This is a genomic window from Salinispora pacifica CNR114, from assembly GCF_000514775.1.
Classification (GTDB): domain Bacteria; phylum Actinomycetota; class Actinomycetes; order Mycobacteriales; family Micromonosporaceae; genus Micromonospora; species Micromonospora pacifica.
Genome location: NZ_AZWO01000022.1, coordinates 38,854 through 61,494, shown reverse-complemented (window position 1 = coordinate 61,494; position 22,641 = coordinate 38,854). Strand labels below are relative to the sequence as shown.

At 71.1% G+C, this 22,641-nt stretch carries 19 protein-coding genes; 11 read left to right on the top strand and 8 right to left on the bottom strand.

Annotation, left to right across the window (positions count from 1 at the left end):
* The first annotated feature begins 12 nt into the window (after positions 1 to 12).
* The gene (gene purD, locus B118_RS0115375; protein ID WP_018221760.1) at positions 13 to 1,263 is read left to right on the top strand and encodes a phosphoribosylamine--glycine ligase; all 1,251 of its coding nucleotides are present in this window, start codon (positions 13 to 15) and stop codon (positions 1,261 to 1,263) included.
* Between the two features lie 22 nt (positions 1,264 to 1,285).
* Here purD and B118_RS0115370 read toward each other — a convergent pair whose 3' ends face one another.
* The 3 genes from B118_RS0115370 to B118_RS0115360 form a co-directional block, all read right to left on the bottom strand.
* Complete coding sequence (locus B118_RS0115370; RefSeq protein WP_028192989.1) at positions 1,286 to 2,635, bottom strand: MFS transporter; 1,350 nt, start codon at positions 2,633 to 2,635, stop codon at positions 1,286 to 1,288.
* Positions 2,636 to 2,819: 184 nt separating this feature from the next.
* Positions 2,820 to 4,034 (bottom strand): acyl-CoA dehydrogenase family protein, encoded by a 1,215-nt coding sequence (locus B118_RS0115365; RefSeq protein WP_018221758.1) that lies wholly within the window; start codon positions 4,032 to 4,034, stop codon positions 2,820 to 2,822.
* Positions 4,035 to 4,036: 2 nt separating this feature from the next.
* Positions 4,037 to 4,489, bottom strand: coding sequence for an SCP2 sterol-binding domain-containing protein (locus B118_RS0115360; protein WP_018221757.1), 453 nt, complete (start codon positions 4,487 to 4,489; stop codon positions 4,037 to 4,039).
* A 66-nt stretch (positions 4,490 to 4,555) separates the two neighbouring features.
* On the opposite strand from B118_RS0115360, the gene B118_RS0115355 reads away from it, so the two are divergent.
* Positions 4,556 to 5,212, top strand: a complete 657-nt coding sequence (locus B118_RS0115355) for a TetR/AcrR family transcriptional regulator (RefSeq protein ID WP_196236784.1) — start codon at positions 4,556 to 4,558, stop codon at positions 5,210 to 5,212.
* A gap of 44 nt (positions 5,213 to 5,256) precedes the next feature.
* Here the strand turns inward: B118_RS0115355 and B118_RS0115350 are convergent, their stop codons facing one another.
* From B118_RS0115350 to B118_RS0115340, 3 genes are all read right to left on the bottom strand, one after another.
* On the bottom strand, positions 5,257 to 5,874 hold the full coding sequence (locus tag B118_RS0115350; protein WP_018221755.1) for a DedA family protein: 618 nt from the start codon (positions 5,872 to 5,874) through the stop codon (positions 5,257 to 5,259).
* Between the two features lie 69 nt (positions 5,875 to 5,943).
* Positions 5,944 to 6,837 carry a MaoC/PaaZ C-terminal domain-containing protein gene (locus B118_RS0115345; protein ID WP_018811902.1) on the bottom strand — a complete coding sequence of 298 codons (894 nt, stop codon included), beginning with the start codon at positions 6,835 to 6,837 and terminating at the stop codon, positions 5,944 to 5,946.
* Complete coding sequence (locus tag B118_RS0115340; RefSeq protein WP_018811903.1) at positions 6,837 to 8,192, bottom strand: 3-oxoacyl-ACP reductase; 1,356 nt, start codon at positions 8,190 to 8,192, stop codon at positions 6,837 to 6,839. The genes B118_RS0115345 and B118_RS0115340 overlap by 1 nt, the downstream gene beginning before the upstream one ends.
* Positions 8,193 to 8,247: 55 nt before the next feature.
* Between B118_RS0115340 and B118_RS0115335 the strand changes: the two genes are divergently transcribed.
* From B118_RS0115335 to purB, 4 genes are all read left to right on the top strand, one after another.
* Complete coding sequence (locus B118_RS0115335) at positions 8,248 to 9,540, top strand: acetyl-CoA C-acetyltransferase (protein ID WP_018811904.1); 1,293 nt, start codon at positions 8,248 to 8,250, stop codon at positions 9,538 to 9,540.
* 56 nt (positions 9,541 to 9,596) lie between these two features.
* Positions 9,597 to 10,301: a GntR family transcriptional regulator gene (locus B118_RS0115330; RefSeq protein WP_028192988.1), complete on the top strand. Its 705-nt coding sequence runs from the start codon at positions 9,597 to 9,599 to the stop codon at positions 10,299 to 10,301.
* Between the two features lie 204 nt (positions 10,302 to 10,505).
* Positions 10,506 to 12,224, top strand: a complete 1,719-nt coding sequence (gene argS / locus B118_RS0115320) for an arginine--tRNA ligase (protein WP_028188810.1) — start codon at positions 10,506 to 10,508, stop codon at positions 12,222 to 12,224.
* A 76-nt stretch (positions 12,225 to 12,300) separates the two neighbouring features.
* The gene (gene purB, locus B118_RS0115315; protein WP_026185535.1) at positions 12,301 to 13,725 is read left to right on the top strand and encodes an adenylosuccinate lyase; all 1,425 of its coding nucleotides are present in this window, start codon (positions 12,301 to 12,303) and stop codon (positions 13,723 to 13,725) included.
* A 56-nt stretch (positions 13,726 to 13,781) separates the two neighbouring features.
* On the opposite strand, the gene B118_RS0115310 is transcribed toward purB, so the two are convergent.
* The gene (locus B118_RS0115310) at positions 13,782 to 14,348 is read right to left on the bottom strand and encodes a YbjQ family protein (protein ID WP_026270788.1); all 567 of its coding nucleotides are present in this window, start codon (positions 14,346 to 14,348) and stop codon (positions 13,782 to 13,784) included.
* 404 nt (positions 14,349 to 14,752) lie between these two features.
* Here B118_RS0115310 and purS point away from each other — a divergent pair, with 404 nt between their 5' ends.
* The 3 genes from purS (at position 14,753) to purL (ending at position 18,274) form a co-directional block, all read left to right on the top strand.
* Entirely contained in the window at positions 14,753 to 15,016 is a 264-nt protein-coding gene (gene purS / locus B118_RS0115305; protein WP_018221744.1) for a phosphoribosylformylglycinamidine synthase subunit PurS, read from the top strand.
* Positions 15,013 to 15,693, top strand: coding sequence for a phosphoribosylformylglycinamidine synthase subunit PurQ (purQ, locus tag B118_RS0115300; protein ID WP_018221743.1), 681 nt, complete (start codon positions 15,013 to 15,015; stop codon positions 15,691 to 15,693). The genes purS and purQ overlap by 4 nt, the downstream gene beginning before the upstream one ends.
* A gap of 67 nt (positions 15,694 to 15,760) precedes the next feature.
* Positions 15,761 to 18,274 carry a phosphoribosylformylglycinamidine synthase subunit PurL gene (gene purL / locus B118_RS0115295; protein ID WP_028192987.1) on the top strand — a complete coding sequence of 838 codons (2,514 nt, stop codon included), beginning with the start codon at positions 15,761 to 15,763 and terminating at the stop codon, positions 18,272 to 18,274.
* A gap of 163 nt (positions 18,275 to 18,437) precedes the next feature.
* On the opposite strand, the gene B118_RS0115290 is transcribed toward purL, so the two are convergent.
* Positions 18,438 to 20,348 carry a carboxypeptidase regulatory-like domain-containing protein gene (locus tag B118_RS0115290; RefSeq protein WP_043541403.1) on the bottom strand — a complete coding sequence of 637 codons (1,911 nt, stop codon included), beginning with the start codon at positions 20,346 to 20,348 and terminating at the stop codon, positions 18,438 to 18,440.
* Positions 20,349 to 20,530: 182 nt separating this feature from the next.
* Between B118_RS0115290 and B118_RS0115285 the strand changes: the two genes are divergently transcribed.
* Together B118_RS0115285 and purF are read left to right on the top strand one after the other, a co-directional pair.
* The gene (locus B118_RS0115285; RefSeq protein WP_018811911.1) at positions 20,531 to 20,854 is read left to right on the top strand and encodes a sterol carrier family protein; all 324 of its coding nucleotides are present in this window, start codon (positions 20,531 to 20,533) and stop codon (positions 20,852 to 20,854) included.
* 153 nt (positions 20,855 to 21,007) lie between these two features.
* Entirely contained in the window at positions 21,008 to 22,588 is a 1,581-nt protein-coding gene (gene purF, locus B118_RS0115280; RefSeq protein ID WP_028192985.1) for an amidophosphoribosyltransferase, read from the top strand.
* Positions 22,589 to 22,641 lie beyond the last annotated feature (53 nt).

Genomic DNA, 22,641 nt, shown 5'->3' with positions numbered 1-22,641 from the left:
AGGATCATCCCCGTGCGGGTACTTCTGATTGGTAGCGGTGGGCGGGAGCATGCCCTCGCGCTCGGGTTGGTGGCCGATCCCTCGGTCGAGGTGCTTTTCGCCGCGCCGGGGAACCCGGGGATCGGCACGGTCGCGGGGATGCGGGACGTGGTCTTCACCGATCCGGCCGCGGTGGCGGCGCTCGCGGTCGAGTGCAGTGCGGACCTGGTGGTCGTGGGGCCGGAGACGCCGCTGGTCGCCGGGGTCGCCGACGCCGTACGAGCCAAGGGCGTCCCCGCCTTCGGGCCGTCCGCGGCGGCGGCGCGCCTGGAGGGGTCGAAGGCGTTCGCGAAGGACGTGATGACCGCCGCCGGAGTGCCGACCGCCCGCGCGTACAGCTGCGCCGACGCCGAGAGCGTCGGTCGCGCGCTGGACGACTTCGGCGCGCCGTACGTGGTCAAGAACGACGGCCTCGCCGCCGGTAAGGGAGTCGTGGTCACCGAGGACCGCCCGGTGGCCGAGGAGCACGCGCGGGCGTGCGGCCAGGTCGTGATCGAGGAGTATCTCGCCGGCCCCGAGGTCTCGCTCTTCGTCGTCACCGACGGCGAGACGGCCGTTCCCCTGCTGCCGGCGCAGGATTTCAAGCGGGTCGGGGACGACGACACCGGTCCGAACACCGGCGGCATGGGGGCGTACGCACCGCTGCCGTGGGCGCCGCCCGGCCTGGTCGACGAGGTGATGCGCGACATCGTCCACCCGACCCTGGCCGAGCTGCGTCGGCGCGGCACGCCGTTCGCCGGGCTGCTCTACGTGGGCCTGGCGATCACCACCACCGGCCCTCGGGTGATCGAGTTCAACGCCCGCTTCGGCGACCCGGAGACGCAGGCGGTCCTGGCCCTGTTGGAGACACCGCTCGCCGGGCTGCTGCACGCCGCCGCCACCGGTGAGCTGGCCGCGCACCCGCCGCTGCGGTGGCGTGCGGGCGCGGCGGTCACCGTCGTGGTGGCCGCCGAGGGATACCCGGCGAAGCCGCGCACGGGCGACGTGATCCACGGGGCGGAGGTCTCGGGCATCATCCACGCGGGCACGGTGCGTCGGGCTGCCGACGGCGCGCTGCTCTCCGCGGGTGGCCGGGTCCTCTGCTGCACGGCCACCGGCTCCGATCTGGCCGCTGCGCGCGACGCCGCCTACGAGTTGGTCCGCGGCGTCGAGCTGGCCGGCTCGCACCATCGCACCGACATCGCCGCCGCGGCGGTGGCCGGCCGGATCACCATTCCCGGCTGACCGCCGTCGGCGGGCCGCCGCCTCATCGGGAGGCTGGTCGGGAGGCTGGCGGGTCGCGGTGCGCGGCGGGCAACCACTGCTCCCCGAGCGGCACCGGCCCCTCGCTCCGCCCCGTCGTTCCACCGGGCGGGGCGGGGGGATACCGGGGCGGGTCGTCCAACGCCGCCAACACCGGTAGCGGCGCGGCGACCAGCACGGCCACCAGGAGCGCACCGGCGAGCACCAGGAACGCGGTGGCGAGGCCCAGCCACTCCACCAGCGGGCCGGCCAGCAGGTAACCGGCGGGCCCGGCGGCGTACGCGAATGAGGTCATCACCCCGACCACCCGGCCGCGGAGTCGCTCCGGGGTGCGGGTCTGCATGGCGTAGTTGGCCAGCGGGTTGACCGGTCCGTAGGCGAGCCCGACCAGGCCGGCGAAGGCGAGCATTCCCGGGTACGGCGGCAGGAACGCGAGCCCGAGCAGGGCCAGGCCGGTGATCACGAGGGCGGCGGCCATCAGGGAGCGGCGGCGGATGAACCGACCGGCCGCCGACGAGCCCAGCGCACCTGCCACGGCTCCGGCGCTCATCGCCATCAGGACGGTACCGAGGCGGGCCGGTTCCCCTTCGGCGACGAACCAGGCGGGCAGCAGCACCCCCTCGACCGGCAGGTAGAGCGCGACCAGCACCATCGTGACCAGGGAGAGGGTGCGCAGCAGTGGGTCCCGCCAGACGAAGCCCAGCCCTTCCAGCGTGCCGCGCCACAGGCCGCTGGGTGGGCGTTCGGGACGGCCGGCGCCGGGCAGCCGGACGGCCGCGACCAGGAGAACCGACAGCGCGAAGCCGCCGGCGGTGACCCAGAATGTCGCCTCCGGGCCGACCGTGGCGATGAGTAGGCCGCCGACTCCGGGGCCGATCAGGAAGGCCAGCCCGAAGATCGCTTCGTGTACGCCGTTCGCCCGTTCGATCCGCCAGCCGGCGGCCTGTGCGGCGGCGGGCAGCAGCGTCTCCCGGGCGGTCATTCCGGCCGGGTCGAAGACCGCACCGAGGACGGCCAGCGCGACGATCCAGCCGAGGTTTAACCCGACCAGGGTGTCGACGAGGGGGATGGCGGCGACCGAGACGGCGGAGAGGGCGTCGGAGACCAGCGCGGTCCGTCGGCGTCCGAGCAGGTCAACGACCGTGCCGGAGAAGAGGCTGGAGAGCAGGAGTGGTAGTCCGCTGGCGGCGGCCACCACCCCGGCCGCGGTGGCGCTGCCGGTGCGTTCCAAAACCAGCCAGGGTAGCGCCACGATGGCCACGCCGTTGCCGGTGGCCGAGAGCAGCGTCGCCGCCTCGACCAGCATCAACGGTGTCCGGCGGCGGGGTTCGGTCCGAGTCATTGCGAAGATCATCATAGCCAGTACGTCGGGACTGGCAGCGAAGTATCCCAGCGTTGATGGCGCTGATAACGGCGCCGGCCGGGTGGAACCCGGGGGCCACTTCCCGGGCCCGGCCGCATCCGGGCCCGGGGGGCGGGGAGCATCCGGGCCCGGCAGCATCTGGGCCCGGGAAGTGGCCGGGGAGCCCGGCGCGGGGTCAGCGGATCTGGACGCCGGAGATGGCGCGGGCGACGACGAGCCGCTGGATCTCGGAGGTGCCTTCGAAGATGGTGTAGATCTTGGCGTCTCGGTACCACCGCTCGACCGGGTGGTCGCGGAGGAAGCCGGCGCCGCCGAGCAACTGCACCGCCTTCTCGGTCGCGCTGACCGCGACCTCACTGGCCTTCAGCTTGGACATCGAGCCCTCGCCGGCGGTGAAGGCCCGGTTGTTGCGCCCCATCCAGGAGGCGCGCCAGACCAGCAGCCGGGCGGCGTCGATCTCCATCTTCATGTCGGCCAGCGCGAACGCCACCGCCTGGTTCTCGATGATCGGTCGGCCGAACTGGACCCGTTCCTTCGCGTAGTCCAGCGCGTACTCGTGGGCGGCGCGGGCCACCCCGATCGCCTGCGCGCCGACGGTCGGCCGGGAGAGCTCGAACGTACGCATCGCCGCCTGGGAGGAGGCCCGCCGGCCGGAGCGGGCCCGGGCCAGCCGTTCGTCCAGCGCGTCCTTGCCGCCGAGCAGGCAGCGGCCGGGTACGCGGACATCGTCGAGGAAGACGTCGGCGGTGTGCGAGGCGCGTAGGCCCAGCTTGCGGAGCTTGCGGGTCGCGGCGAGCCCGGGGGTGCCCGGCGGTACGACGAACGCCGCCTGCCCACGGGAGCCGAGTTCCGGGTCGACCGAGGCGGTGACCACGTGCACGCCAGCGATTCCGCCGTTGGTCGCGTACGACTTCTGGCCGCTGAGTATCCACTCGTCGGCGGCCTCGTCGTAGACCGCGCGGGTGCGTATCGCGCCGACGTCGGAGCCCGCCTCGGGTTCGCTGGTGCAGAACGCCGCGACGGCGGGGGATTCGAGGTCGCCGAAGCACTGCGGCACCCACTCCATCAGCTGCTCCGGTGTGCCGGTGCCGTAGATGGCGGCCACGGCGAGGCCGGTGCCGAAGATGCTCAGGCCGATGCCGGAGTCGCCCCAGAAGAGTTCCTCACAGGCGATCGGTAGGGAGAGGCCGCTGGGGTCACCCCAGCAGGTTGCGAGGAACTCGAAGTCGTAGAGGCCGACCTTGGCCGCTTCCTGGATGATCGGCCACGGGGTCTCCTCCCGCGCGTCCCACTCGGCCGCGGCTGGGCGGACGACCTCGCTGGCGAAGCCGTGCACCCAGTCACGAAGATCCCGCTGTTCCTCGGTCAGATCGAGCGAGAACTCGGCCACTGTCAGCTCTTGGGAATGTCGAAGAGGTTCGCGATGTTGGCGGCCAGTCCCAGATCGCCCTTGGCCTTCAACTTGCCGCTCATGAACATCATGACCGGGTTGGCGCTGCCGGAGACGGTCTTGAGGAACTCCACCGGGCCCAGGGTGAGGCTCAGCTTCGGGTCGTGCTGGGAGGTCTGGTTGACGGTGCAGGCGCCGTCGGCGATGACCACCTCGTAGGTGTCGGTGCCGCCGTTGGGGCCGCCGGTGATGTTCCAGTGAATGACCGTGTTGGTCGAGCCCGCCCGGTCGGCGCGGAACAGCTGCGGCATCCGGCCGAAGACCTCGTCGAGGACCTTGCCGCGGAGGTCACCCGACATCATCTCGGTGATCTTGTCGTCGGGGGTGGACTTGACCAGCTGCGCGAACTCCTTGGGTCCGACGTTCGCGAACTTGGCCGGGTCGAAGTCAGTCATGGGGCGCACCTTCCGAAATTGACTACTCGCGCGTAACCCTACGCACGAGTAGGTATGCTCGCAAGGGTGTCCAGTAGCCCCACCTTCCGCCGTCTGCCCCGAGCCGTCCGCGAGCAACAGATGCTTGATGCCGCAGTCAAGGTCTTCTCCCGGCGGGGCTACCACGGGGCCAGCATGGATGAGATCGCCGACGACGCCGGCATCTCCAAGCCAATGGTCTACGCGTACCTGGGCACCAAGGAGGAGCTCTTCGTCGCCTGCCTGCACCGCGAGGGCACCCGGATGATGCAGGCCATCGCGGACGCCGTCGCCCCCGACCTGTCGGCCGACGAGCGGCTCTGGCGGAGTTTGCAAGCCTTCCTCGGCTTCGTCGGCGCGCACCGCGACGGCTGGGCGGTGCTCTACCGGCAGGCCCGGGGCGAGCAGCCCTTCGCCGGGGAGCTCACCGCCCTGCGGCGGCGGATCGTCGAACTCGTTGCCGGGATGCTCGAACACACCCTGCGCAGCGAGGGGCGCGAGGTGACCGGGACCGAACTGGAGGTCGTCGCGTATGCCCTCGTCGGCGCGACCGAGTCAGTCGCCGACTGGCTGGTTGACCACCCGGAGGCGGACCCGGAGCAGACCGCCACCCAGATGATGAACGTCGCCTGGGTCGGCGCCGCCCAACTGCTCGCCGGGACCCTCTGGCGCCCGCCCAACAAACGGGGCGAAGCCCCCTCCTGACGTGCCCTCCGGGTCGCCCTCGCTCCGGTGGACGGCACCCTCGGCTACCGGTGGGCGGCGGGCCGGCGACGCGAGCGCCGACGTAGCCGCCGGGTCAACTCCAGCAGGCCGGTCACCGCGACCGACAGGGTCAGGCCAGCGAGTACGCCAAGCAGCGGCTTCTCCTGGAACGCCAGCCCGCCGAAGTGGCCCAGCAGCACGCTGTACAACGCCCAACTCCCCGCGCCGATCGCGTCAAAGAACAGGAACGACCGCAGTGGATAGCGCACCGCGCCCATCGTCAGGGTCACCGCCGTTCGCCCGCCGGGGACGTAGCGGGCGGTGGTGAGGACAAACCCGCCCCGGCGATACAACGCCCGGCGGGCCCACTCCGAACTGGCTCTCCGTCGGCTCTCCGCCGGAAACCTGGCGAGCCGCCGGGCGCCGCCGCCCCGCCCGATCACGTACGAGACGTGGTCGCCGGCCAGCGCGCCGAGGGCGGCGGCGGCCCAGATCGCCGCCAGCTCCGGCGCGTCGCCGCTGACCAGCACCGCCGCGGTGATCACCGCCGTCTCGGCCGGCACCATCGGGACGATCGCGTCGACCGCGGTGAGCGCGAACAGCAGCAGATACACCACGGGTGAGGTGATCAGCTGCCGCAGCAGGTCGAGCGCGGAGTCCATCTCCTCATGCTCGGGGGGTCGGTAGGAAAAGGCGGCCCTTCCGTCACAAAAGGAAGGATGAAGGTGCCCTCACTGCTCCCGGAGCGTGCCGATCAGGTGAGGGCGCTCCCGCAGGTCGTGCAGCGCGAAGTCGCCCGCCGAGCTGCTGCCGAAGGCGACGGTGCTTGGCAACGGCACCGGCAGCTTGAACGCCACGTCAACGGTGTACGCGTCCGGCAGCCGTGGCTCCAGCGCGGCCAGGCAGCGGGCCTTGCTCCACATGCCGTGCGCGATCGGGCACCGGAAGCCGAAGAGCCGCGCGCCGGGTCGAGAGGTGTGGATCGGGTTGTGGTCGCCGGAGACCCGGGCGTACGCGGGCCCGAGCTGGCGCCCGACATGCCAGTGCGCCCAGGCGCGCGGCGCTGGAGGCTGGTCACCCCGGTTGGCTCGTTCGCCACCGCCGGACGCCTGCTCCCGGCCCAGGTAGGTGGAGACACCCCGCCACACCTCCTCGCCGCCGACGGTGCCCACCAACACCACGTCGATCAGTCGGCCCCGGTCGTGCGGGCGCAGGTTCGTCGCGTACGTGACGAAGTCGAGCGTCTCGGCGGCGTCGATCGGGCGGTGGACAGTGATCCGGTTGCCGAGGTGGACCACACCGGAGAGCGGGATCGGGAAGTCCGGCGCGGTTATCAGGCTCAGCGCCAGCGGGAAACCCATGACGTGTGGGAACGTCGCCGGCAGCCGGTCGGTGAGCCGGAACCCGCAGACCCGGTCGTAGTCGGCGAGGTGCCCACGGTCGACGGCGATTCCCGCCACCCCCAGCTCGACTGCCGGGGGCTGCTCGGCTCGCCGCGCCCCGGTCCCGGGCAGCGCCCCGAGCAGTGCCCGGCGGTAGAGCGCACCGATCGTCGGCAGCGCCGTCAGCTGGACCCGGGACCGGGTGGCCGGGGCGATGTCGGACGGCTTCGGCGGGCCTGCCATCACGCCCCCAGCAGGCTCTGGCCGCAGACCCGGACCACGTTGCCGCTGACCGCGCCGGTGGCCGGCCAGGCCAGCCAGCTGATCGTCTCGGCGACATCCACCGGCAGTCCACCCTGGGCGAGGCTGTTCATCCGCCGGCCGGCCTCGCGCAGCACCAGCGGGATCCGGGCGGTCAGCCGGGTCTCGATGAACCCCGGGGCGACCGCGTTGACGCTGATGCCGCGTTCGGCCAGCACCGGGGCGAGCGACTCGACCAGACCGATCACGCCGGCCTTGCTGGTGGCGTAGTTGGTCTGCCCCCGGTTGCCGGCGATCCCGGCGATCGAGGAGACCGAGACGATCCGACCCCCGGCAGAGATCAACTCGCGTTCCAGCAGGAGGTCGTTGATCCGCTCCTGGCTGGAGAGGTTGACATCGATCACCTGATCCCACCGGTCAACATCCATCCGACCAAGGGTTCGGTCCCGGGTGATGCCCGCGTTGTGTACCACCACGTCGACCCGGCCGTGGCGGGCGGAGACATGGTCGGCCAACCGGGCCGGGGCGTCCGGGGAGGTGAGGTCGAGCTGCACGGCGGTGGCGCCGATGTCGTTGGCCACCGTGGAAAGCTCGTCACCGGCGGCCGGGATGTCCAGGGCGACCACCTCGGCGCCGTCTCGGGCCAGGACCCGGGCCAGCGCCGCGCCGATCCCCCGCGCCGCACCGGTGACCAGCACGACCTGGCCGTCCAGCGGGCGGTCCCAGTCCGCCGGGAGCGCGGCCTGCCCGGCACCGACCCGGATCACCTGACCGGAGACGTACGCGGAGCGCCCGGAGAGCAGGAAGCGGAGGGTGGCCTCAAGGCTGGTCGCGGTGCCCGGGTCGTCGGCGGCGGTGACATAGACCAGCTGGGCGGTGACCCCACGGCCGAACTCCTTGCCGATGCTGCGGGTCAACCCTTCGAGCGCCCGCTGCGCGGTGGCCTGCCGAGTCGTGGAGCACTCGGCGGGCGGGGTGCCGAGCACGATCACCCGGCCGCTGGGCAGCACCGAGCGGGCGTGCGGGTGGAGGCAGTCGTAGAGCTGGCGCAGCTCGGTCGAGTCGGTGATGCCGGTGGCGTCGTAGACGAGGGCGCCGAGCCGGGCCCCGGGGGTGACATCGGCCGGATCGCGGAGTTCGACTCCGGCGGCGGTCAGGAGTTTGCCGATGCTGCCGGCGAGCCGGCCCCCGGTGGCGGCATCGAACAGGACGGGGCCGGGGGTGAGGGGGTCACCGCTCCGGTGCCGCCGGAGTTGGGGTGGGTCGGGCAGCCCGAGGCGCTTGACCAGCCCCCGGCCGACCCCTGATTGGACGAAGCTCGCGTACCTGTCGGTCATAGGCGTAGCCTACTGGCGAGTAGGTTGAGAGCAACCCCCAAAGGAGGCGGGAAGCATGCAGAACATCCGGCGGGTCGCAGTCATCGGCGGCAACCGCATCCCCTTCGCCCGCTCCAACTCGCGGTACGCCGAGGCGTCCAACGCGGACCTGCTCGGCGCGGCCCTCGACGGGCTGGTCGCCCGGTACGGCCTGGCCGGCCAACGGGTCGGCGAGGTGGTGGCGGGCGCCGTGCTGAAACACTCCCGAGACTTCAACCTGACCCGCGAGGTGGTGCTCGGCTCGAAGCTCGACCCGCACACCCCCGCCTACGACATCCAGCAGGCCTGCGGCACCGGCCTGGAAGCCGCCATCCTGGTCGCCAACAAGATCGCGCTGGGTCAGCTCGAGGTCGGTATCGCCGGTGGCGTCGACACCACCTCGGACGCGCCGCTCGCCGTGAACGAGCAGCTGCGGCGCACGCTGCTCAAACTGAACAGTGCCCGGACCCTCGGGGAGCGGGTGCGGACCGCCACCCGGCTGCGCCCCTCGCAACCGTTCCGGCCGGAGCTCCCCCGCAACGCCGAGCCCCGCACCGGCCTGTCCATGGGCGAGCACGCCGCCCGTACCGCCCGGCGTTGGCAGGTCGGCCGGCAGGCGCAGGATGAGCTGGCGTTGCGGTCGCACCACCGGCTGGCCGCCGCGTACGAGCGGGGATTCTTCGACGACCTGATGACGCCGTACCTCGGGCTGACCCGGGACCAGAACCTGCGGCCCGACACCAGCCTGGAGAAGCTCGGCAACCTCCGCCCGGTCTTCGGCACGAAGGGCCCGGACGCCGAGCAGGCCACCATGACCGCCGGCAACTCGTCGCCGCTGACCGACGGCGCGTCGACCGTGCTGCTCGCCAGTGAGGAGTGGGCGCAGGCGCGCAACCTGCCGGTGCAGGCGTGGTTCACCTGGTCGCAGACGGCCGCCGTGGACTTCGTGCCCGGCGAGGAGGGGCTGCTGATGGCCCCCGCGTACGCGGTGCCCCAGCTGCTGGCCCGCGCCGGGCTCACCCTGCAGGACTTCGACTTCTACGAGATCCACGAGGCGTTCGCCGCGCAGGTGCTGGCCACCCTGGCCGCCTGGGAGTCGCCGGAGTTCTGCCGGGACCGGCTCGGGCTGGACGCCCCACTCGGAGCGATCGACCCGGAGCGGATCAACGTCAACGGTTCGTCGCTGGCCGCCGGGCACCCGTTCGCCGCGACCGGCGGCCGGATCGTGGCGACGCTGGCCAAGCTGCTCGACGAGCGCGGCGGCGGCCGCGGGCTCATCTCAATCTGCGCCGCAGGCGGGCAGGGCGTAACGGCGATCCTGGAACGCTGACCGAGGAGTCTCCCGGGTACGAGGTGGCGATCGACTGACGGAGCGGAGCAGCGGACATGGCGAGTGGATCCGACAGCCGTCCCCGTCATGAGCAGGTCGCGGCCGACCTGCGATCCCGCATCATGTCCGGCGAGCTGCCGCCGGGGTCACAGCTGCCGTCGATCCCAACGCTCGTGCAGCAGTACTCCGCTGCCACCGCGACAGTCCAACGTGCCCTCGGTGCGCTGAAGGCGGAGGGCTCCGTTTACAGCAAGGTGGGAAAGGGCGTCTACGTCCGACCGAGGCGACCGCTGGTGGTGGAGGCGTCGGCTTACCTCGCTCCCACCTCCGACCGGTACGCCTACCGGCTCCGCTCGGTGGCAGAGGTGGTGCCGCCAGCCGAGGTGGCGCGGGAACTGGGGATCGGTGCGGGCGAACGAGCCGTCCTGCGGCATCGGCTGCTCATGTGTGGTGCCGAGCCGGTCGAGCTGTCCTGGTCGTACTACCCGGCGGCCATCGCCAGCGGTACGGAGCTCGCCGTGCGGCGCAAGATCCCGGGTGGCGCCCCGCGGGTGCTGGCGGATCTGGGGTACCCGCAGCGGCAGACGCGGGACCGGGTCAGCGCGCGGATGCCCACGACGGAGGAGGTCGAAGCGCTCGACCTGCCGCCGTACGTACCGGTGCTCCGCCAGCTACGGGTGATCCGATCGGTCGACGCCAGACCGGTCGAGGTGTCGATCCTCGTCAAGGGCAGCCACCGGCACGAGCTGCACTACGACTAGCGGGGGTAGTCCCGGGCCCGAGGGCGCATCGCGGGCGGAAATCGGTCGATGGTGCGCCGGAGTTTCGGTAGTTTCCGGTTCGTGTCCAGCTTCGAACTCCGGCGAACCGTCCTCGACCGCCTGAGTTGACTCTTCGTGTCCGGCGGATCGATCCGCCGGACACCCTGGTCGTCGATCCGCTCCCCCGAGATTGGCGTACCTTTCATGAATCTTGAGAAGTTGCTGGCGGACCGGCTGGCGCCGGTGTTCTCGGCGGTGGCCGGTGCGCCGGTCGACCCGGTTCTGCGGCGGTCGCAGCACGCGGACTACCAGTGCGACGCCGCCCTCGCCCTGGCGCGTCGGCTTGGTCGCCGGCCACGGGACGTCGCGGCCGAGGTGCTGGACCAGGTGGAGTTGGCGGACCTCTGCTCAGCGGCGGCGGTGTCCGGTCCCGGTTTCATCAACCTGACGGTCGCCGACTCGGCACTCGGCACGCTGCTGTCGACCGCGGCCGCCGACACCCGGCTCGGGGTCGCGCCCAGCTCCGCTGCGGAGACGGTGGTGGTCGACTATTCGTCCCCGAACGTGGCCAAGGAGATGCACGTCGGGCACCTGCGGGGGACCGTGATCGGTGACGCCGCCGTACGGCTGCTCGAATGGCGCGGGCATCAGGTGATCAAGGCCAACCATCTGGGCGACTGGGGTACCCCCTTCGGGATGCTCATCGAGCACCTGCTCGACCTGGGTGAGTCGGGGGCTGCCGACGAGTTGTCCGTCGGGGACCTGGATTCGTTCTACAAGGCGGCCCGGGCCAAGTTCGACGCCGACGACGCGTTCCGGGGGCGGGCCCGGCGGCGGGTGGTCGCCCTGCAACACGGGGACGAGCTGACGCTGCGGCTGTGGCGGCTGCTCGTCGCCGAGTCGGAGAAGTACTTCCTCACCGTCTACGACCAGCTCGGCGTCCTCCTGACCGAGCAGGACTTCCGCGGGGAGAGTTACTACAACGACCGGCTCGCCCCGGTGACCGACGAGCTGGATCGGCTCGGCCTGCTGCGGGAGAGCGGCGACGCCGCCTGCGTCTTCCCGCCCGGCTTCACCGCCCGGGACGGGCAGCCGTTACCGATCATTGTGCGGAAGCGGGACGGCGGCTACGGCTACGGCGCCACCGACCTCGCGGCGATCCGCCACCGCACCCAGGACCTCGGCGCGACCCGGTTGCTCTACGTCGTCGGCCTGCCGCAGCGTCAGCACTTCGAGCTGGTGTACGCGGTCGCGCGGCAGGCCGGCTGGCTGAGCCCACCGGCGCGGGCCGAGCATCTCGGCTTCGGCTCGATCCTCGGCTCGGACGGCAGGATGCTGCGCAGCCGGGCCGGTGACTCGGTCAAACTTGTCGGGCTGCTCGAAGAGGGCGTGACCCGGGCCGCCGAGCTGGCCCGGCAGAAGAACCCCGACCTCTCCGCGACGGAGGTCGCTGACGTCGCCCGCGCGGTCGGCATCGGTGCCATCAAGTACGCCGACCTGTCCACCGACCGAAACAGGGACTACGTCTTCGACTGGCAGCGGATGCTCTCCCTGGACGGCAACACCGCCCCATACCTGCAGTACGCCCACGCCCGGATCCGGTCCATCTTCCGTCGGGCCGAGATCGAGCGGTTCACCCCCGCCCCGATCACGATCGGGCACCCGGCCGAGCACACCCTCGCCCTCGAACTGGCGGGTTTCGGAGCCGTGGTGGCCAGCGTCGAGCAGACCCTGCAGTTCCACCGGCTCGCCGGCTACCTGCACACCCTCGCCACCACCTTCAGTGGCTTCTACGAAGCCTGCCCGGTCCTGCGGGCCGAGGACGCGGTGCGCGACAGCCGGCTCGCCCTCTGCGACCTCACCGCCCGGGTCCTCCGGCAGGGCCTGTACCTACTCGGCATCGCCACCCCCGACCGGATGTAGCGCCCGGGTGCTCGGATGGCGTGGTCGGCGGCGGCCCGGCCGGGAGCGCCGCGCCCGGGTACCGGAGAATGGGGTCGTGACGACGATCCCGAACGTGCTCGCCAACCGGTACGCCTCCCCCGAACTGGTCACCCTCTGGTCCCCGGAGGAGAAGATTCGGATGGAGCGTCGGCTCTGGCTGGCCGTGCTCAGCGCCCAGCGGGATCTTGGCGTGGACGTGCCGGACGGGGTGGTCGAGGCCTATCAGCGGGTGCTCGACCAGGTCGACCTGGCCTCGATCGCGCGGCGGGAGCGGGTCACCCGGCACGACGTGAAGGCGCGGATCGAGGAGTTCAGCGCGCTGGCCGGGCATGAGCACGTGCACAAGGGCATGACCTCCCGGGACCTGACCGAGAATGTCGAGCAGCTGCAGGTGCGGGCCTCCCTGGAGCTGATCCGGGACCGGGTGGTCGCCACCCTGGCCCGCTTGTCCCGGCTCGCCGTCGAGCACTCCGACCTGGTGCTGGCGGGGCGCTCGCACAACGTTGCGGCGCAGGCCACCACGTTGGGCAAGCGTTTCGCCTCGGTGGCGGAGGAGCTGTTGATCGCGTACGAGCGGCTGGAAGACCTGATCGGGCGGTACCCGCTGCGGGGGATCAAGGGTCCGGTCGGCACCGCCGCGGACCAGCTCGACCTGCTCGACGGGGACGCCGGCAAGGTGGCCGAGTTGGAGCGTCGGGTGGCGGAGCACCTCGGCTTCGGCCGGGTGCTGGACAGCGTCGGGCAGGTCTACCCGCGTTCGCTCGACTTCGACGTGCTTTCGGCGTTGGCCCAGGTGGCGGCGGGGCCGTCGGCCTTGGCCACCACGATCCGGTTGATGGTCGGCCAGGAGTTGGCGACCGAGGGCTTCCAGCCGGGCCAGGTCGGCTCCAGCGCGATGCCGCACAAGATGAACACCCGGTCGTCGGAGCGGGTGAACGGCTTCGCGGTGATCATCCGTGGCTACCTGTCGATGGTCGGCGAACTCGCCGGCGATCAGTGGAACGAGGGGGATGTCTCCTGCTCGGTGGTGCGTCGGGTGGCGCTGCCGGACGCCTTCTTCGCCGCGGACGGGCTGTTCCAGACGTTCCTCACCGTGCTGGACGAGTTCGGCGCGTACCCGGCCGTGGTCAACCGGGAGTTGGAGCGCTTCCTGCCGTTCCTGGCCACCACCAAGATCCTGGTCGCGGCGGTACGGCGGGGTGTCGGCCGGGAGGTCGCCCACGAGGTGATCAAGGAGCACGCGGTGGCGGTCGCGCTGGCGATGCGGGAGAAGGGCGCCACCGAGAACGACCTCTTCGACCGGCTCGCCGCCGACGACCGGCTGAACCTGACCCGCGCCGACATCGCCGACCTGGTGGCCGACCGTACGGCCTTCGTCGGTGCCGCCCCCGCTCAGGTCCAGGCGGTGGTGCAGCGAGTCGCGGCGGTGCTCGACCGCCACCCCCGGGCCGCCGCGTACAGCCCGCCGCCGATCCTCTGATCGCCGCCCCCGCCCTGGGCCACCGGCGTCGGTCCCCGCGGGGCGGGACGCGGTGGTCAGGGTTCGGGGGTGGGGGTCTCGGCCGCGCTCCGCAGGTCGGGTGCGGTGGCCGGCTCGCCGATGCCGCTGGGCTCGGGCGTGATCGTCGGCTCGTGTGCGGTCTCCGCCGCCACCAGGGGCTGGTCGGGGGGCATGACGTCGGGGACCCGGGGTACCACGATCACCGCTGTGCCGTAGGCGCAGATCTCCATCCACATCTCGCCGCAGTCCCGGCTGTCGAACCGCATCCCGATCACCGCGTTCGCGCCGAGCCGGCGGGCCTCCTCGCCGAGGCGGGCCACCGAGTCGGCCCGCCAGCGGGTGAGGTTGTCCGGCGCCATCGGGTCGTACGCGCCGCCCCGGAGGTTCTTCACGCCCTCGCGGTACGGGTTACGGGTCCTGGCCATCGAGGAGACCACCTCGCCGAGGATCTGGCGGACCTCATAACCGGGTAGTTGATCCGTCGTCACGACCAGCACGGTTCTGATGCTGTCAGCCCGTGCTGGGGTCGAACGTGGGCCCTGTTCACCTGATCGGATGGTGAAAAACAGCGCGGCGCGGACGGTCGGCGCTTGGCCGGCCACCTGCGCTGTGGTGGCGTTAACCGTCAGACACCGGAAACCGGGGCGGTCCAGGAACGGTTGTACGCGACACTGCCCGCACATCCGGGAGCTGAGGCCGCTGGTCACGCCGATCTGCTGGTGGGTAGGAGTCCGGTGGCGGTTGCCGGGATGGAAATTGAAGCTTCTGTATTCTTCGGGGTTGTATCGCTCCGTTGGTAGGTCCGTCAACGAAGCGGGTCGGTGGCAACGAAATCGCATCGGGATCACAACGGAAAGGCATCGGACTTTGTGCTCGCCTTAACCGCGCCGGAGATTGCCCAAACCGCGTGCGGCCGGTGCGGGCGACGCGGTATCTGCCAGGTAGGCTGGCTGCGCTCGCCCCTTGTGGGTCGGCACCCAACTGCGTACACAGTCAGGAGTGCCCAGTGCCTCGCGTCGTCGTCGACGTCATGCTCAAACCGGAGATTCTCGATCCGCAGGGACAGGCCGTCGCTAACGCGCTGCCTCGGCTCGGCGTCGAGGATGTCGCCTCGGTCCGGATCGGCCGGCGGATCGAGATCGATTTCATCGGGGAGCCAGATCTGAACCAGACCCGGGAGATCGCCGACAAGCTGCTCGCCAACCCGGTCATCGAGGACTTCACCATCCGTCTGGCCGAGGATGGCGAGACCGTGGACGCCCAACCGTGACCGCCCGAGTAGGTGTGGTCACATTCCCCGGTTCACTCGACGACGGGGACGCCGCGCGTGCTGTTCGGCTCGCCGGCGCCGAGCCGGTCCGTCTCTGGCACGCTGACCCGCAGCTGCACGGGGTGGACGCTGTGGTCCTGCCCGGCGGCTTCTCGTACGGCGACTATCTGCGCTGCGGCGCCATCGCCCGGTTCGCCGCGGTGATGGAGACGATCGTCGACGCCGCCCGAGCGGGCCTGCCGGTACTCGGCATCTGCAACGGCTTCCAGATCCTCTGCGAGGCCCACCTGCTGCCCGGTGCGCTGACCCGAAACCAGCACCTGCACTTCCGCAACCGGGACCAGGTCCTGCGGATCGAGTCGGTCGGCACCGCCTGGACCAACGCGTTCCAGCCCGGCCAGGAGGTGCTGATTCCGGTCAAGAACGGCGAGGGCTGCTACGTCGCGGACGCCGCGACGCTGGACCAGCTCGAAGCCGAGGGCCGGGTGGTCGCCCGCTACGTGGGCAACCCGAACGGGTCCCAGCGGGATATCGCCGCGATCACCAACGCCGCCGGAAACGTCGTCGGCATCATGCCGCACCCGGAGCACGCGGTGGAGGAGCTCACCGGCCCCTCCCTGGACGGCCTCGGCTTCTTCACCTCGGCGCTCAAGCACCTGGTGGGGACCGCGGCGTGACCGCAGGCGGCATCATCGGTCGGCTCACCCGCCCGACGGGCGGCCCGCTGCGTAACAAGGAGAGGCCATGACCACCCAGGACCCGGCCCGGGACACCGCAGACGCCGTGGCAGCCGGAGCGACGGCTGCGCTCGACCGAGGCGCCGCCATCATCGGCTGGGCCGGCGGCGTGGACACCGTCCCCCACGCCGGCGACAGCCCGGACGAGCTTCAGCCCTACGCCGACCTCGGTCTCCGAGACGACGAGTACCAGCGGATCCGGCAGGTGCTTGACCGGCGGCCCACCCAGGCCGAGCTGGCCATGTACTCGATCATGTGGAGTGAGCACTGCTCCTACAAGTCGAGCAAGGTGCACCTGCGCCAGTTCGGGGAGAAGGCCCCGTCCAGCGACCGGCTACTCGCCGGCATCGGGGAGAACGCGGGCGTGGTCCGGGTCTCCGACGAACTCGCGGTGACCTTCAAGGTCGAGTCGCACAACCACCCGAGCTTTGTCGAGCCCTACCAGGGCGCGGCGACCGGCGTCGGCGGCATCGTCCGGGACATCCTCGCCATGGGCGCGCGTCCGGTCGCGGTGATGGATCCGCTGCGCTTCGGCGCGGCCGACCACCCCGACACCGCTCGCGTGCTACCCGGCGTGGTCGCCGGGGTCGGCGGCTACGGCAATCGCCTCGGCCTGCCGAACATCGGCGGCGAGGTCGTCTTCGACCCCTGCTACCAGGGCAACCCGCTGGTCAACGCCCTCTGCGTCGGGGTACTGCCGATCGACCGACTCCAGAACAAGGCCGCCGCCGGCGACGGAAACATCGTGGTGCTGATGGGCGCCAAGACCGGCCGGGACGGCATCGGCGGCGTGTCGGTGCTGGCCAGCGCCACCTTCGACGAGCGCAGCGAGCAGCGCCGCCCCTCGGTGCAGGTGGGTGACCCGTTCATCGAGAAGTTGCTCATCGAGGCCTGCCTGGAGCTCTACGACGAGCAACTCGTCGTCGGCATCCAGGACCTCGGCGGCGCCGGGCTGACCTGTGCCCTCGCCGAGACCGCCGCCGCCGCGGGCACCGGCATGCGGGTCTGGCTTGAGCGGGTCCCGCTGCGGGAAGCCTCGATGGAGCCGCACGAGATCCTCGCCAGTGAGTCCCAGGAGCGGATGCTGCTGGTGGTTGAGCCGGAGAAGCTGGAGGCGGTGCTCAAGACTGCCGAGAGGTGGGGCGTGCTCGCCACCGCAATCGGTGAGGTCACCCCGCCGGCGGCGGACGGGCAGCCGGGCCGCCTGGTCGTCACCTGGCGAGACTATCTGGTCGTTGACGTCCCGCCGGGCTCACTGGCGGATGACGGCCCGGTGTACAACCGGCCGATGCGGGAGCCGGCCGACCTGATTCTGCTTCAGGCCGACCGAGCGGAGACCCTGCCCCGGCCGAGTGACCCGGAGGCCCTGCGGGAGACGGTCCTGCGCATGGTCGCCGCACCGAATCTGGCGGACAAGACCTGGGTCACCGAGCAGTACGACCGGTACGTGCTCGGCAACACCGTGCTCGCCCAGCCCGAGGACTCGGGTGTGATCCGGATTGACGAGCGCAGTGGCATCGGCATCGCGCTCTCCGTTGACGGCAACGGCCGGTACGCGCGCCTCGACCCGTACCACGGCGCCAAGCTCGCGCTGGCCGAGGCGTACCGGAACGTGGCGGTGAGCGGTGCGAAGCCGATCGCCGTCACCGACTGCCTCAACTTCGGCTCGCCGGAGGACCCGGGTGTGATGTGGCAGTTCGCCGAGGCCGTCCGGGGTATCGCCGACGGCTGCGGCGAACTGGGTATCCCGGTGACCGGGGGCAACGTCAGCTTCTACAACCAGACCGGTGCGGCAGCCATCCATCCGACCCCGGTGGTGGGGGTCCTCGGCGTGCTGGACGACGTGGCGGATCGCGTCCCGATGGGTTTTGTCCCGCGCGACGACGATCACGACCAGATCTACCTGCTCGGCGAGACGCACGTGGAGCTGTCCGGCTCGGAGTGGGCGTGGGCCACCCACGAACACCTCGGCGGCGTACCTCCCCAGGTGAACCTCGACCGCGAGCGGGCGATCGCCGAGTTGATGGCGGTGGCAGCCCGGGGCGGGCACCTCAGCTCCGCGCACGACCTCTCCGACGGCGGTCTGGCGCAGGCTCTGGTCGAGTCCTGCCTGCGCCGGGGTGTCGGCGCCCGGATCACGCTGCCGGAGCAGTTCACCGGCGGTTCGATGCCGTTCGTCTTCCTGTTCAGCGAGTCTGCTGGCCGGGTGTTGGTCTCGGTGCCGCGTGGGCACGAGAAGGCGTTCACCGCGCTGGCCGACGAGCAGGGAGTGCCGTGCGAGCGGATCGGCGTCACCGATCCGGCGGGTGGTGCGCTGGAGTTGCACGGGCAGTTCCGGCTCAGCCTGGCGGAGCTGCGTGCGGCGCACAGCGCCACCCTGCCCCGCCTTTTCGGCGGAGCGGAACTCGCCACCTCGTCGGCCGAACCGGTCGAAGGGTCGGCCGCGAGCGTTACGCCGGTCGAGACGGTGATGGCCGTCAGCTCCGAACCACAGCTGGGGGGACCGAGCGAACCGGTGTGACCGCCGCCGTGCCGGCCCCGCCTGGTTCCGGCACCCGACTCGAGTAGGGCGATCCGGCCCGGCTGATCTCAGCCGGGCCGGATTCTGCTGCAGGGGATCGGCAAACCACAGGACGGACTGTTGCGGGCCCGCCCGAAGCCGGGTGGCCCGCAACAGTCCGTTGTCAGTCGTCCAGCCAGTTCAGCCGGCGACCGCCCCGGTCCGGCGGGGGAGCGTCGGACCGAGCCCGATCGGCCTGCGTCGGGTCCCCGTAGCCACCACCGTAGCCGCCCTGGCCATACCCACGGTCGTCGTAGCCGCCGTGCTGGGCGGGTGTTTCCTGGTGGTAGCCGCCGTATTGGGCGGGTGTTTCCTGGTGGTAGCCGCCGTGCTGGGCGGGTGTTTCCTGGTGGTAGCCGCCGTATTGGGCGGGTGCTTTCTGGTGGTAGCCGCCGTATTGGGCGGGTGCTTTCTGGTGGTAGCCGCCGTATTGGGCGGGCGTTTCCTGGTGGTAGCCGCCGTATTGGGCGGGCGTTTCCTGGTGGTAGCCGCCGTATCCACCCTGCTGGTCGTAACCACCGGCCGGCTCGGCCCCCTGTCCGTACGCGGGCTCGGTCTGGCTGTAGCCGGCGTCCTGCTGGTATCTCCCGGTGGGGTACGGGTCGGCCGGGGCCGGATACTGCGTGGCGGCGGTCTGGTAGCGGCCGGTCGCTTCGTCGTGCCGATCGTCGTAACCAGAGGAACCGCCGGAGGCGGGCGGATAGCCGGTTCCGGCTGACGAGGACATGCCGTAGTCGCTGGCGCCGTAGCCGCCGCCGGACGCGGGGGAGGTGGCGCCGTAGCCGCCGCCGGACGCGGGAGAGGTGGTGCCGTAGCCGCTGTCGGCCCAGCTGGACTGGCCAGCGGACGCGTTGTAGGGCTGCGGCGGAGCGCCGTAGGGGTCCGGTGGGACATCGTCAACCACCGGGCTGTGCATCATCGTGGGAGCTTCGGCGAGAGACGGGTTTCCGCCGACCATCGTCGGCGCTGCCGCGGTCGGATTCACGATCCGCGTCTGATCGTCGATGCCGCCGTAGCTACCGCGGGCAACCGGGACGGCACCCGTGGCCGCGCCGGATGGGGTGACGCCCGCCTCGTCTTCGTCGTCGGTCTCCTTGCGGCGTAGCCACAGCAGCACCATGGTGCCGACGCCGGCTGCTACGAGGAGGCCACCGAGCAAGATGATCAGCAGCGAGCCGATGCCGCCGGACTCCTCGTTGCTGGCGTCTGCCACGGGGGCATCCACGGCGGCTTCGACCGGCTCGTCGGTCTGCTCCTCCACCCCGACGGTCGGTGCCGGCTCGATACTCGAGGATGTGGTGGGACTCGGGGTCGGCGCTTCGATCTTGAGTGAGATCCGCTGGCCGGAGATGCTCTGCCCGGTGGAGGCATTCAGGGTCTTGGTGGCGGTGAAATCCTCGATGCTCGCGCCGATGACGAGTCGGCCGGGGGCGATCGGGTTCTGGGTGCTGCCAGTGAACCGGAAGTTTCCCCCGTTGTCGGTCCTGGTGTCGAACCGGTTGTTCTTGGAGTCCTTGAGGACGACCTGGGCTCCCGGTACCGGGCTGCCGGTGCTCTGGTTGACCACCTCGCCGGAGACCGACCTCACCGTCTGCGTCTGGGGGGGCTGGCTCGGGCTGGGCTCCGGCTTGCCCACCAGGGTGACGGTGGTGGTCCCGATACCGTCACCGTCGACGGAACCGGCCGCGGTGACGGTGATCGTGGCCACTCCGTTGGCCGCGTCGTCCGCCAGTCGGAAGGTGGCCTGAAAGTTCCCGTTCTGATTGACGTCCCTCTCGCAGCCGGTGGCGCAGGTGAGCTTTCCGCTGCTGGATGTCACCCTCACGGTCGCGGGATCGTCGGCCGAGGCCTCGATCGAGTAGCTGATCGTGGTGGTTCCGCCCGCCTCGACCCGGCTCGGTGAGGCCGAGACCTTGTTGACCACGGGGGCGGCGGAGGCCGGGCTGGCGGGGACGGTGAGCAGGGCGCCGACCAGCAACGCCGCGACCACACCGGCCCGCTGCTTCCAGGCACGTCGGTGTGTTGACACGTCCACCGCCTTCCACTGGATTCCCGGTGGCCGGCGGTCGCCGGGCCGGGGATCATCACGGTACGAATACGCCGTGGGCTACTATGCCTTGTCCAGTCGGATCGGCGCGACCCAGGGCCGGTGTGCGAGTCTCCGCGCGCGCGCCGTATCGTCCCGCTGTGCCCCCTTCGTACGCTAGGACCGCTGCAGTGGTGGCGGCGCTGTCAGCGCTTGACGAGGGGCGTACCCCCGATCGTCCGGTGCTCCGTGCGGCGGTCCGTGCCCTGTTGGCCGTGCTGGCGGAGCGGGCGCCCGGTCGATCGGTGGAGGTGCGGGTCCCACCCTATGGCGCGGTGCAGTGTGTGCCGGGCCCCCGGCACACCCGGGGTACCCCGGCGAACGTGGTCGAGACCGACCCGGAGACCTGGCTGCGGGTCGCGACGGGACGTGTCGCGTGGGGGGAAGCAGTCGCCGAGGGTTACGTACGGGTCAGTGGGGTCCGGGCGGACCTGGCCGCGTACCTGCCGCTTTAGCAGGTGGCGGCGGGTGGCAATTACAGGATGCAGTGATTTCGTGACTTTCTGTGTAGGTGCGGGTTCGCGTACACTGTCAGCGACGACAAGCGGTCCCGGCCGGGGAGCGGATCCTGTGATTCGCCTGGCCAGTCCAGCAAGAGGGAGCGGCAGGTGCCCCGAGGCGATGGCCGGTTGAGCCACGACCTTGACCCCCAACGTCCCGGCCCCCAGGACGCCTGTGGTGTCTTCGGTGTCTGGGCCCCGGGCGAGGAGGTCGCCAATCTGACCTACTTTGGGCTGTACGCGTTGCAGCACCGGGGGCAGGAGGCGGCTGGCATCGCAGTCAGTGACGGCACGGGGGTGGTGGTCTACAAGGACCTTGGCCTGGTAGCCCAGGTCTTCGACGAGCCAACCCTGGCCAGCCTGCGCGGGCACGTGGCGATCGGCCACGCGCGTTACTCGACCACCGGCGCCTCCACCTGGGAGAACGCCCAACCGACCATTCGCTCCACCGCTTCCGGCACGACGATCGCCCTGGCCCACAACGGCAACCTGGTCAACACGGCCGAGTTGCAGCGGGAGGCCGGCGAGCGGGCGTTGGCCGGCGACGGGGCCACCAACGACACCTCGCTGGTGACCATGCTGCTGGCCAGCCGACCTGATCTGTCGGTGGAGGCCGCCGCCCTGGAGGTGTTGCCGCAGCTACGGGGAGCGTTCAGCTTCGTCTTCATGGACGAGTCGACGCTCTACGCGGCCCGTGATCAACACGGGGTCCGCCCGCTGGTGTTGGGCCGACTGGAGCGCGGTTGGGTGGTGGCCAGTGAGACGGCCGCGCTCGATATCGTCGGTGCCAGTGTGGTCCGCGAGGTCGAGCCGGGTGAGTTGATCGCGATCGACGAGGACGGTCTGCGCTCTGCCCGTTTCGCCGCGCCGGAGCCGAAGGGCTGCCTCTTCGAATACGTCTACATCGCCCGTCCGGACGCCACGATCGCCGGCCGGAACGTGCACGCGGCACGCGTCCAGATCGGTCGTCAGCTCGCTCGGGAGCACCCGGTAGCGGCCGACCTGGTGATCCCCGTGCCCGAATCGGGCACCCCCGCCGCGATCGGCTACGCGGCGGAGTCCGGCATTACCTTCGGGGCCGGTCTGATGAAGAATCCGTACGTCGGGCGGACCTTCATCCAGCCGTCGCAGACGCTGCGTCAGCTCGGTATTCGGCTCAAGCTCAACCCGCTACGCGAGAACGTTCGGGGGAAGCGGCTGGTCGTCGTGGACGACTCCATCGTCCGTGGCAACACCCAGCGGGCCATTGTGCGAATGCTCCGCGAGGCCGGCGCGCTGGAGGTGCATGTTCGGATCTCCTCGCCGCCGGTTTCCTGGCCCTGTTTCTATGGCATCGACTTCGCCACCCGCGCCGAGTTGCTCGCCAATGGTCTGGACAACGAGGGCGTCCGGCGGTCGATCGGCGCGGACACGCTCGGCTACGTGTCGCTCAGCGGTCTCATCGCGGCCACCGAGCAACCGAAGAGCCGGCTCTGCCGCGCGTGTTTCGACGGCGAGTATCCGATCGAGCTGCCCGCTGACAGCTTGATCGGCAAGCACGTGCTTGAGGGGGTCGGCCGGCGGGTCGCCGCCGAGTCCTCCGAACCGCACGCCAGTCCGCTCGTCGCCGCACCCAGCGGCCGCGACGCGTTCAGCTCGGCGCGGGTGCCGCGCCCCGACCCGGAAGAGCCGACCACCCACATCCGGTAGCACCACCCGGGTGCAACCCGGCTATCGCCGGTTCGCACCAGGACCATCTAAGG